The organism is Bacillus chungangensis (assembly GCF_030812995.1).
GTDB lineage: Bacteria > Bacillota > Bacilli > Bacillales > Bacillaceae_C > Bacillus_CF > Bacillus_CF chungangensis.
Genome location: NZ_JAUSTT010000051.1, coordinates 1 through 12,508 on the forward strand (window position 1 = coordinate 1; position 12,508 = coordinate 12,508).

Sequence of the window (12,508 nt, forward strand, 5' to 3'; positions counted from 1 at the left end):
TCATATCGTTTGAAGGATCATTTAGCCAAAGATTCTGAGTGATTTTGTGCATCATTAAGTGAGCGATTGTGTACATAATTTAGTTGACATTTATAATTGGCTCTTTTACCTTGAAGTCTGCAACTAAAAACGGTAACGATTTGGATTAAATCTTCAACTAATTCCTGTTCTTCTGTCTTTTCGGTATTGTCTATTATCTCAATAGTTGTTCCGTATTTATTACATAGGTTTTCTATTAGTTCATAACCAAATCTTATCAGCCTATCTTTATACAAAATAACTATCTTTTCGACTTCGGAATTAGTAACTTTGTCTATCAGTTTATTTAATCCCTTTTTATTGTAATTAATTCCACTTCCAATATCTGTGATGATTTCGAATTGATAACCCTTAGCCAACATATATGTTTTTACGTTATCAATTTGCCTTTCTAAATCATCCTTTTGCTCTTGTGAACTAACTCTACAATATCCTATTACCATTCTATTTAATTGCGATTCACCTTTAATCCCTAAGAAGTGCTGGAGTTGCTCTTGAGAGTAATACCTATAACCACTATCTGTCACATGATGTGGCTTAAAAACCCCCTGTTTATCCCAATTTCTTAATGTTTGCGTTGTTTTCCCTATCAATTCGGCAAATTCACCTATTAAATAGTATCTCATTTACATCACCTCTTGGTAAGCGTTTGCTTTTCATCATATGATATGATATTTGCATTCATTTCTAAATTTATTTCATTACACTAAAGGAGATGTTATCATAAAACTGCTACTTAAAAATACCTTTGTCTAAACTAACAATGATAATAGAGTATCTATAGAACGAAAGGATAGAAAAATGATCGAAACAATCGAAACAAAACGACTCCTTTTGCTTCCTTATACATTACAGCTAATAAATGCGACAATTCAAGGCCACGAGCAATTGAAAAAAGTGTCTGGATACAATGTTTCTCCATATTGGCCAGGCGAAGATTTTTTGAAAATATTGCCGTGGGCAGCACTTCAAATGGAAGGGGAGCCGATAATGGCGGCCTGGAGCAGGTTAATTGTTCTAAAATCGGAAGATATCATCATTGGCGAAATTGGCGGGAAAGGGGAACCTATAAAGACTGGTATCATTGAAATCGGCTATAGCATTGTTCCACCTTATCAAAGAAAAGGCTATGCAACAGAGGCAATTACAACCTTTACGAGGTGGCTTGCATCGCTTCCCTATATAAAAACAGTTACTGCACAATGCTTATCAAATAACACCCCATCGAGGAAAGTGTTGGAAAAAGCTTCTTTCTACTTGAGAGAAGAAAAGGAAGGCATAAAATTTTGGATATATGATGAAAGGATAAAATAATGACAAAATATATTATTTTTGATTTTGATGGCACTTTAGTTGACTCAAAGAACGTACTTATTACTATTTATAATCAGATTGCGGAACAACACCAATATAAAAAAGTCAGCCTGGAAGAAGTAGAATTATTAAGAAAATTATCGATAAAGGAAAGATGCCGATTTCTCCAAATTCCGATGTATAAAATCCCGTTTTTAGCAAGAAAATTTCAATCACAATACAAAGAGGCGCTTACAAACATTATGTTAATTGCTGGGATAAAAGATTTACTAGAGGAATTAACAAGTAAAGGCTACAAATTAGCCATCATTTCATCTAATACGGAAAGTAATATTAATACTTTTCTAAAAGAAAATAAAATAAACAACATCAATCAAATTTTTTGTTCAAGTAATATTTTTGGGAAAGACAAGGTAATCAGTAAATTTTTAAAAGCAAATAAACTTCATCATCATGAAGTGATTTATATTGGAGATGAAATTAGAGATATTGAAGCATCAAAGAAATGTGATGTCAAAGTGATTTGGGTTGAATGGGGGTATGACGTAAAAGAACGAGCAAAAGGAGCGCATCCCGACTATATTGCGAAAACACCACATGATATTTTAACGATAGTCCAATCGCTTGTATAACATGCAATTTGTAAATAAATATTTAATAAATTCATAGAACGAAATCGCCCATGGCTATTTGCCACAAATGAGAAGAGCGACAATCGGCTTGTAATCAAACGCCATTCATCACTGGAGCTTTCATTTTTTCGCTGCACTTGTACAGAAATAACGGACAGTAATGATATAGCGAAAAGCGAAGCAAGTGGAAACGATTTAACTAAATACGATGTGCTCCCTATGCAACAAATGTGAAAATTACAGCCATTGCTAACGAGGGTTTTATGTAGTTTAGGGAAATTCTCATCGAATTCTAATCTAACTTTCATGATATTTTAGGATTGCAGCCTTATGATAGAAACATATTCAGTAACTATGGCACTGAATTTTAAATATAGAGCGGTCGCATTCTCGTATTTATTAGTATACATGATCAGTACGCTCCCCCCCTTTGAGGTATATTGATCAATACGCATGAATGTCGCCTCTCACTCCTCCTCTTTTTGAGTCGGCTTGTAAAGCCGACTTTTTAGTGATAATGATCATACCATACAAATTTCCCTCTATCATTATCTTTTTCCCCGTAAAAACCCGAGTTTGAGGGTCTATTAAAATATGAAGAAAAAAACATTTCTTTACCGCAAATTTTCTAGATTTTAGGAAAAAGAATATATGAAAATACTGAACTTAGGAAAAGGTGCCTGAAAGATTCAATATTGTTAAAAGTTTCATCTTATTAGTGAAGAAGCTGCATGTTTCATTCTGCAATGAAGTAGATTAAAATAAATGTAGATACTCCTTTATTATTTAAGTGCCTCCTACTTAGCAAGCAGAATTGATATGATAAAATACATTTATAAAAATGATTGATCTACGCATTCTGTCAAAACGTTAGGCCGGTTTTGTTGATTACTTGCTTCATATGTCAAACTGTGTATGATGTTAAAATAGAAACATGATTTGGTTTTAGAGGAAAGCAGGTGTTTTGCATGAAAAGGATACTCATCATCGAGGATGAAAAAAATTTATCGAGGTTTTTGGAATTAGAATTAGGCTATGAAGGCTATGAAACAGAAGTAGCCTATGATGGAAGAGAAGGTTTAGAGCTTGCAATCTCCAATGATTTTGATGTCATTCTCTTAGATTTAATGCTGCCTCACTTAAATGGAATGGAAGTCTGTCGACGGATTAGACAGGTAAAAGAAACTCCTATTATTATGATTACTGCTCGGGATAGCGTGATGGATAGAGTATCTGGGTTAGACCACGGAGCAGATGATTATATTGTTAAACCTTTTGCTATTGAGGAATTGCTTGCCCGTTTGCGATCTGTTTTTCGAAGATTGGAATTTGCAAGTTCTCATCAAAAGGTGACAACCTACCGATTTCGAGACTTGACAGTTGAAAAGGAAAGTAGAATTGTCAAGCGTGGGGAAGAACAATTGATCTTAACGAAAAGAGAGTATGATTTATTGTTGACACTCCTAGAAAATGTCAATATCGTTATGACGAGAGAAGTGCTGTTAAATAAGGTTTGGGGGTATGAAACAGAGGTAGAAACGAATGTTGTGGACGTGTACATTCGGTATCTTAGAAATAAGATAGATATTCCAGACAAAGAAAGCTATATTGAAACAGTACGCGGCACGGGTTATGTGATGCGGCAATGAAAAGGCTTATTCATTGGTTTAATAACAGTTCGTTGAAAGTAAAATGGTCGTTAAGTGCAAGTGCTGCTATTTTCTTTGCTTTTTTTATTTTTAGTTTTTTCCAATACTATGTGATAAGCAATTGGCTTTTAGGGGAGGAAGAAAATTCTGTCAGCCAAGTATTGGAGGAATTATCGGTTTTTTATCGGCGAAGAGCCCCCATTATTACATGGGAGGATGTCTATGATAGTTACGACTTAATGAAACAAATTAATGAAAGGGATCAGACAATCAGGATCCTTGACGCCACCGGCAAAGAGGTGCTAACTGCTCGGCAAACAGATAGCCAGCCATTCTCTATCCCTTTTGAACCAGTAAGAGATAAGACGATCAAATTGATCAAGACCGAAAAAGGGGACGTATATGTTGGTGTTATCCCAATTCGTTCTAATGAATTTAACGGATATGTTGAAGTGGTTCATCCATTGAAGCGCTATCATAAAATGATGAAAAATTTTTTAGCGACAATGGCCATTTTCGGAAGTTTCGCCTTGCTGTTTAGTGGTTTACTAGGATTCATCATGGCGACTAATTTTTTGCTTCCATTACAAAAAATGGCTCATACAATGCAAAATATTCGCAAAAAAGGTTTTCAAGAACGAATGGAACCAACGAATTCTCGTGATGAAGTCGCGGAACTGACGAATATTTTTAATGAAATGATGGATGAAATTGAGCGCACATTTGAGCAGCAAAAACAATTTGTACAAGATGCATCCCATGAACTTCGGACTCCTGTTCAAATCATGGAGGGGCATTTGAATCTTCTACATCGCTGGGGAAAAAATGACCCTGCTATATTAGAAGAATCTCTTACCGCTTCATTGCAAGAATTGCAGCGGATGAAGAAGCTTGTCCAAGAAATGCTTGATTTAACCCGTACAGAACAGCTGGGTAAAATAAGAGGTGAGCACAAGACAGATGTACTCGAAGCTATTATTCATGTATTAAAGAATTTTAAAGTAATGCACCCAACATTTACTTTTCATCTGAATGAAGATAATGCCAATGGAATTGCAGCAAATATACATCCAGACCACTTTGAACAAGTGATGATGATTTTAATGGATAATGCAGTTAAATACTCCGAAGACATAGAAAAAGTAGATGTTGTTGTAACAAAAGAGGATAATCAAGTGGCAGTATCGGTTGTCGATTATGGAATCGGCATCGAGCCGGAAGATTTAAATAAAATTTTTCATCGTTTTTACCGTGTTGACAAAGCTAGGAGTAGAGAAAGAGGCGGAAATGGGCTGGGCCTTTCGATCGCAAAGCAGATTATAGATATTTATGCTGGAACTATTTATGCTAAAAGTGCCCCAGGAAAAGGGACAACCATTACGATGCTCATTCCTGTCTTTAACGAAACTAATTAAAACAGAAAACCGGAAAATACACACCTTCCTTTATTACATAATATTGGGAGGCTTTTTTATGTAGCGTGATACTTGCAAATAATCATATCGGGATTTTAGAAATATAAGATCAATATTGTGTCCTTTTTAAATGGAGTGTACTGTAAATGTTTTTGAATAAGATTTCAATAGGTGTGAAGAATCGAAAATAAAGAAGAAAGGGGAGTAATACATGACAAAAGGGTGAGGAAAAATAAGCTTGTACCTAAAACTTAAGCATCATTGTCATCCTTTTGACAAAATTAGTGTAAACCAGTTGATTATATTTAGAATAGTAGTAAGATAGATATGAAAAAATAGGTGCAACTGGCGATGAGCTGCAGGAATCTAGTCGTCTGCTTTTCTAATGATAATGGAAGCATGACGTATTTATAGATTGATGCTTTAAGGGTCTTCCTTTATATGGAGATTAGGCAGATTACTTTTATCGCTCTGCAAAGCAAAGCAAAAAAATGAATGTGGCGACAAGTTATTGGTTGTATTTCTATACATTGGAAACTATCCTTTTTATTGCCAAAGCATCGATTGTTTCAAGCGAAAATACCACATGTTGAAATAGCAGCTAATATGGGAATGAAAGCGTAAAAACAGGAAGTGAATTATCATTCATTTTAATTTTTAGAAATCTAGCATTTATGCCTTTATCTTCTCGAAACAGAGTGTTAAAATGAATGCTGTAAGCGTTTGTTTGACGCGGTTCTTTACATAGTAGCTGTACATTCATTTTTAATAATGAATGGTATTTTTAAAATAATAGGGGAAACACTTGGAGGTTTTCAGCATGTCAAAACAATCATCATATCAAGAGCGTTTTTGGGAAAGTTTTACTGGCCCAAACCTCGGTTATGTGATGGAGGTCTATGAGCAGTACTTACAAGATCCAAATAGCGTTGATCCAGAAATGCAAGAAATGTTTGAGCAATTAGGCGCACCGACTGAAGCACTACAAGAAACGACAAATGGGCAAGCAGATGTATCATTCCAACTGCCGGCTAATCCGACAATGTTTAGCAAAATTGTCGCAGCGGTTAAGCTAGCGGATAATATTCGGGCATATGGCCACCTTGCAGCCGATATTAATCCTTTGCAAAAACAAAACCAAAGTGTTCGTCGAATTGATTTGAAGGAATTTAATTTAACAGAAGCGGATTTAAAAAAGATCCCACCTTCCTTTATTTGTCCGGATGCACCTTCCCATGTCCAAAATGGCCTTGATGCGATTAATCATTTAAAGGATGTCTACACGAAGAAATTAGCTTTTGAATTTCATCATGTTCATAATTTGGAAGAAAAAAATTGGCTGAATAAAACAGTCGAGTCAGGGGAATATCGTCCACAATTATCGAAAGAACAAAAAATTGATTTGCTGAAGCGATTAACAGATGTTGAAGGTTTTGAAAAGTTTATTCACCGAACATTTGTGGGCCAAAAAAGATTTTCAATTGAAGGTTTAGATGCACTTGTTCCACTGATTGAAAATATCATTAATAAATCTGTGGAAGTTGGCGCCCGCACTGTAAACATCGGGATGGCTCATCGAGGACGCTTGAACGTGCTTGCACATATTCTTGATAAGCCTTATGAGTTGATTTTCGGAGAATTTCAGCATGCACCGAATAAAGAGTTGATTCCTTCGGAAGGTTCCATCGGAATTACTTACGGCTGGACTGGGGATGTCAAATATCACTTAGGTGCCGACAGAAAAGTAAAAAATGAGAGTACAGTACAAACTAGAATAACATTAGCAAATAATCCAAGCCACTTAGAAGTTGCAAATCCAATTGTCGTTGGCTATACGAGAGCAGCTCAAGAAAACAGGGAAATGACTGGCTATCCAATGCAGAATGTTGAAAATGCTCTTGCAATTCTTGTCCATGGCGATGCTGCTTTTCCAGGCCAAGGCGTTAGTGCAGAGACGATGAATATGAGCCAGTTAAACGGTTACCAAGTAGGCGGATCTATCCACATTATTGCGAATAATATGATTGGTTTTACAACGGAAAGCTATGATTCCCGCTCAACAAAGTATGCATCAGATGTTGCAAAGGGTTTTGAAACTCCAATTATTCATGTCAATGCAGATGATCCAGAAGCATGTATTGCTGCTGCTTTCCTTGCTTGTGAATATCGCCGTCGATTTAACAAGGATTTTGTCATTGACCTTATTGGCTACCGTCGTTTCGGCCATAATGAAATGGATGAACCAATGGTGACGAATCCAATGATGTACAAAATTGTTCGTCAGCATCCAACAGTACGTACTATGTATGCAGAAAAATTAATTGCCGATGGCATTATTACTAAAGAAGAAGCAGCGCAGTTGGAAAAAAATACAGAAGCAAAAATGAAAGCAGCATATGACAAGGTTCCATCAGCTGAAAAAAATCCAGACATTGATATGAACCCGCCGGAATATGTAGCAAATGGCTTTCAAGAGATCGAGACTGCTGTTAATAAAGAGGAGCTTCGTGCAATAAACGAACAGCTTCTTCAATGGCCAGAAGGATTAAATGTCTTCAACAAACTGGCGAAAATATTAGAACGTCGTTCAAAAGTATTGGATGGTGGCGCAAAAATTGAATGGGCCCATGCAGAAACCTTGGCATTTGCATCTATTTTAAAAGATGGCACTCCAATTCGAATGACTGGTCAAGACTCAGAAAGGGGTACATTTGCTCATCGACATCTCGTTTTGCATGACGAGATGACAGGAGATCATTTTATCCCATTACACCATATCAAAGATGCAAAAGCTTCTTTCGTTGTCCATAACAGTCCTTTAACAGAGGGCGCAATTGTTGGATTTGAATATGGCTATAATGTATTCTCTCCTGAAACGCTCGTACTTTGGGAAGCACAATTTGGCGACTTTGCCAATATGGCTCAAGTAATGTTTGATCAATTTATCTCTTCAGGACGTGCAAAATGGGGACAAAAATCAGGACTTGTCATGTTATTGCCGCATGGTTATGAAGGACAGGGGCCAGAACATTCAAGTGGAAGAGTAGAGCGCTTTCTGCAGCTGGCAGCTGAAAAGAACTGGACAATTGCCAACTTGTCAAATGCAGCGCAATATTTCCATATTTTGCGGCGTCAAGCAGCAGTCTTGCTAAAAGAAGAAGTACGACCGCTTGTGATTATGACGCCAAAGAGCTTACTGCGTCATCCACTGGCAGCTGGAGATGTGGAGGATTTAGCAAATGGCTGTTTTAAGCCAGTGTTAGAACAACAAGGAACAGGCCAAAACAAAGAAAAAGTGCAAAGATTAATTCTTTGCAGTGGGAAGGTAGCAATCGATTTAGCTGAACAATTGAAAGATCAGCACAATCTGGATTGGCTGCATATTGCTAGGGTTGAACAGCTTTATCCATTCCCGCGTAAGCAGTTGACAGAAATTATTTCTCGCTATCCAAACTTAAAAGAAGTTGTCTGGCTCCAAGAGGAACCAAAAAATATGGGAGGATGGACTTTTGTCGACCCATATTTAAGAGAACTTAGTCCTAATGGATCAACAGTCCGTTATATCGGACGTCCGAAACGCTCCAGCCCTTCAGAAGGGGATCCAGTCGTGCATAAGAAAGAGCAGGCTCGTATTATTGAAGCAGCATTAAAACAATAAACAAATTTTAACTGAGTTTCCGAAAAGAATTCTCTCACTTCTAAATGTGAAGGGCGTAGCACAATGAAAAGTGGGAGATGAATTTTCGGTTGGTATAAGCCAAAATATTGTTGTTGGTATTTTCTCTAGGGCAGAGACTGCCCTTATAGCTTGGTAAATATAGATAGCTAACAAAAGCATCTAGTTCCCAAGAAACTCCCACTTCAATCAGACCGTAAGGTCAATAAGTGGTGAGTAGTTCACGGAACCGTGTAAATTTTAGAGGAGGATTTTAAAGTGGCTGAAATAAAAGTACCAGAATTAGCAGAATCGATTACAGAAGGAACAATTGCGCAGTGGTTAAAAAAACCTGGTGATTATGTTGAAAAAGGCGATTTTGTCGTCGAACTTGAAACAGATAAAGTAAACGTTGAGGTTATTTCAGAAGAATCGGGCGTGATTCAAGAACTGAAAGCTGAGGAAGGCGATACTGTTCAAGTTGGTGAAGTAATTGCAATTGTAGAAGCTGGTGGAACTGCTACGGATTCTGCTACTGAGAAACCAAAGCAACAAGAGGAACCAAAAGAAGCACAAAAACAAACTGAGGCAGCTCCTGCTGCTGTTGAGACTGACAAGAAAGATCGTCCAATTGCCTCACCAGCTGCACGAAAGCTAGCTCGTGAAAAAGGTATTGACCTTAGTGAAATACCGACGGTCGATCCATTGGGTCGTGTTCGCAAGCATGATGTTGATTCTTACTCCAATCAGCCAAAACAAGAGAGTAAACCTGCTAAACAGGAGTCTAAAGCTCCAATTGCTGTTCAAGAAGACAATAAGCCTGTTGAGCGTGTTCGGATGACGCGCCGCCGCCAAACGATTGCTAAGCGGCTCGTAGAAGTTCAGCAAACTGCGGCAATGTTAACGACTTTTAATGAAATCGATATGACCGCTGTAATGGAACTTCGCAAACGTAAAAAAGACGCTTTTCTTGCTGAAAATGATGTTAAACTTGGATTTATGTCTTTCTTTACAAAGGCAGTAGTTGCCGCGTTGAAAAAATATCCTTATGTCAATGCAGAAATACAAGGCGATGAATTAGTTTTGAAAAAATATTATGACATTGGCATGGCTGTTTCTACAGAAGAAGGTCTTGTTGTCCCAGTTGTTCGCGACTGTGATCGGAAAAACTTTGCAGAAATTGAAGCAGATATTCTAGCGGTAGCTAAAAAAGCACGTGATAATAAATTAGCTTTAAGTGATCTCCAAGGTGGTACATTTACGATTACAAACGGCGGCATATTCGGATCGCTGCTCTCTACTCCAATTCTAAATGGATCACAAGTTGGGATCCTTGGTATGCATACCATCCAAACACGCCCAGTTGCAATTGATGCTGAGCGTATGGAAAACCGTCCAATGATGTATGTTGCTCTTTCTTATGATCACCGAGTCATTGATGGAAAAGATGCAGTTGGCTTCTTAGTTACTGTTAAAAAATTGTTAGAAAACCCTGAAGACCTATTACTCCAAGGTTGAAAATATAAAGAACGTTGAAGACAACCACAAAAATCAGTGGTTGTCTTCTTTCTATTAGATAGACTCCGAAGCCTTGGACTTCTTCTTTTGCAAACTGCTCTAATGTATGATTCCTAGTGTTGATTTTCTTGAAATTGTTTTTATCACTATATATGCTAACTGTAGGGAAAGGATGGGAAATATTAAATGTGCAAGTATATTCCTATTTGTTTAGAAACAAATAGGAATATAGACTTATATACAAACTACCAAATTATAAGTTTTTGATTATTTCAAAGAGAAATCTTGGCGTATATGATAAAATAATACTAATTTGTGAATGAAAGGGGGACAGCGTGCATTAAGTTGCTTCTTCTTAAACATCTAATGTAGTTACATCATATAGGAGGAAAAGATGAACGCTTTAAATGAAAACGAACAAGATCGAATGGAAAATAAAATGAACCCCTGGTTTACGATGTGGGTATATCCAAGAAAAACAACTCGCTATGTCATTGAAAATTCCAGCATGAAATATGCTATTCTTTTAGCAATGCTATCTGGAATAGGGAGTACGTTGAATACTGCCTCTAATAGGGATTTGGGAGAAATTATTTCTACGCCTATTATTATCCTTATCTCGTTTACCCTTGGTCCTTTACTAGGATTGTTTGGTTGGTTTATTTTTAGCTTTATTAGCTATATTGTTGGCAAATGGTTCGGAGGATCTGGGACAATGAAGGAACTGCAGAAGGCTGTTGCTTGGGCATATATCCCTCTTGTCTGGGCGTTACTCTTTTGGATACCTGAGCTTGCTATCATGGGGGATGCCATGTTCCAAGATGTAGAAGCGGATATCGGAGTCGGGCAAGCAATTATTATATTATTTTTAGCATTACTCGAATTCACTATTTACATATGGTATATTGTTACTAATATTAAAGCTATTTCAGAAGCCCACCGTTTTTCAGCTTGGAAAGGACTTCTAACTGTACTTTTGCCAGGCTTTGTTATCTTTTTAGTACTTATTATTATTGTTATTTTGATAATAGGAATTGCATAAATAGATTAAGCGGCGAGCATCCTCAGTGATTTGAATCGCCGCTTATTAAAGGTCTACTGAACTATATAAGGAAAACTAAAGAGTAAGTTAGCATGCATAAATGCTAACTTTTTTTGTATAGGGAGACCGTAAATTGAATGAAACTAGAAATACCTTAAAGATAGAACAAAATCGCATTCTGTTCATAAACCACTTAATGATATGAATACATTAAAAAAGGAACCTTTTTAGCTGCTAAACTCATCATCGAAGTTGGATTTGGTTCTAAAAGAGATTGACCATTTCAAAGTGAATTTTTGCCTAAATAGGCAAAGGAAAGGAGGGGAATAACACGTGGCTCCATTTGTCGAAAAAGCCGTTTTCGAACATTTGTTTTGGTTGCGAATTCTAGGAGATCATGCACAATTTATTTTAGACTCTTTAAGTGTCAAAGAAAAAACGGATCTACAAAAAGCGGCGCGTTTGAAACGATTATTCGATCAATTATTGGCAGAAGCGAAAAAAGTGAAAACGGATGAGGAAGCTGTTGTTTTAGCAAAGGAAGTGTTGAGGCCAGTAGCTGAATTAAAGGCTTTTAAATTAGAATTAATCAGAAAGCATCTTCACAAGGAAGTTAGCATTCATTTGCCGCCTACTTTTATCAACCATATGGTTAATGAGCTCGAGGAATACGAAAGAATATTAAGTTATTTAAGTAAAAAGGAAACACCGCCAGTTTTTCATGAACTGCATCATCATTTGCTTTGGCTTCTTGATGCATCAGGACACGCTGGTGCAATTCAAGATCAATTGGATGCAACGGAATCAAGATTGAAAGCAAGAAGTGATGCTTTCGTAAAGCATTTTAATCAATTTTACTTAAAAGCCGTTGAATTTACTGGTTATTTAAGAGCAAATATCGATCGTTTTCCAGCTTTAAATCGAATGAATCTAGATGTAAAACTGGAAATGGAAATGTTTCAGCACTTTTTACAAGAGCTATTAGAACTTGATATTTCTGCACAGGTCCTAGGAACATTTCCTGTTTTAATGGCTGATCATATGTTTCGAGAAGAATGTTATTATTTAATGAAGCTAGCTGAGTCAGGAGATCTGGAAGCCCCTGATTGTGATCCAACGAAACCAAGTGTATAGTCATTTCTTTATCAGAAAAAGAGGTTGGGACAAAACCCACCTCTGACATGAAAAAGCCGGTGAAATTTTACGACGAGTAAAATTTCACCGGCTTTGATAACTTTTGCATT

9 protein-coding genes are annotated in these 12,508 nt (G+C 36.9%); 8 read left to right on the forward strand and 1 reads right to left on the reverse strand.

Going from position 1 to position 12,508, the window contains the following annotated elements; genetic code table 11:
* Positions 1 to 17 precede the first annotated feature (17 nt).
* Entirely contained in the window at positions 18 to 665 is a 648-nt protein-coding gene (locus tag J2S08_RS22110; protein ID WP_307233482.1) for an IS607 family transposase, read from the reverse strand.
* Positions 666 to 840: 175 nt separating this feature from the next.
* On the opposite strand from J2S08_RS22110, the gene J2S08_RS22115 reads away from it, so the two are divergent.
* From J2S08_RS22115 to J2S08_RS22150, 8 genes are all read left to right on the forward strand, one after another.
* Positions 841 to 1,353: a GNAT family N-acetyltransferase gene (locus J2S08_RS22115; RefSeq protein WP_307233484.1), complete on the forward strand. Its 513-nt coding sequence runs from the start codon at positions 841 to 843 to the stop codon at positions 1,351 to 1,353.
* Positions 1,353 to 1,985, forward strand: a complete 633-nt coding sequence (locus J2S08_RS22120; protein WP_307233486.1) for an HAD-IA family hydrolase — start codon at positions 1,353 to 1,355, stop codon at positions 1,983 to 1,985. Before J2S08_RS22115 ends, J2S08_RS22120 begins: the two co-directional genes overlap by 1 nt.
* 968 nt (positions 1,986 to 2,953) lie before the next feature.
* Positions 2,954 to 3,634, forward strand: coding sequence for a response regulator transcription factor (locus tag J2S08_RS22125; RefSeq protein ID WP_307233488.1), 681 nt, complete (start codon positions 2,954 to 2,956; stop codon positions 3,632 to 3,634).
* A complete protein-coding gene (locus tag J2S08_RS22130) occupies positions 3,631 to 5,049 on the forward strand; it encodes a HAMP domain-containing sensor histidine kinase (RefSeq protein WP_307233491.1) in 1,419 nt (472 codons plus the stop codon). The genes J2S08_RS22125 and J2S08_RS22130 overlap by 4 nt, the downstream gene beginning before the upstream one ends.
* Before the next feature lie 820 nt (positions 5,050 to 5,869).
* On the forward strand, positions 5,870 to 8,707 hold the full coding sequence (gene sucA / locus J2S08_RS22135; protein WP_307233493.1) for a 2-oxoglutarate dehydrogenase E1 component: 2,838 nt from the start codon (positions 5,870 to 5,872) through the stop codon (positions 8,705 to 8,707).
* A gap of 276 nt (positions 8,708 to 8,983) precedes the next feature.
* A complete protein-coding gene (odhB, locus tag J2S08_RS22140; RefSeq protein ID WP_307233495.1) occupies positions 8,984 to 10,222 on the forward strand; it encodes a 2-oxoglutarate dehydrogenase complex dihydrolipoyllysine-residue succinyltransferase in 1,239 nt (412 codons plus the stop codon).
* Between the two features lie 394 nt (positions 10,223 to 10,616).
* Positions 10,617 to 11,264, forward strand: a complete 648-nt coding sequence (locus J2S08_RS22145) for a Yip1 family protein (protein ID WP_307233497.1) — start codon at positions 10,617 to 10,619, stop codon at positions 11,262 to 11,264.
* A gap of 333 nt (positions 11,265 to 11,597) precedes the next feature.
* Positions 11,598 to 12,398: a DUF2935 domain-containing protein gene (locus J2S08_RS22150; RefSeq protein WP_307233499.1), complete on the forward strand. Its 801-nt coding sequence runs from the start codon at positions 11,598 to 11,600 to the stop codon at positions 12,396 to 12,398.
* The last annotated feature ends 110 nt before the right edge of the window (positions 12,399 to 12,508 follow it).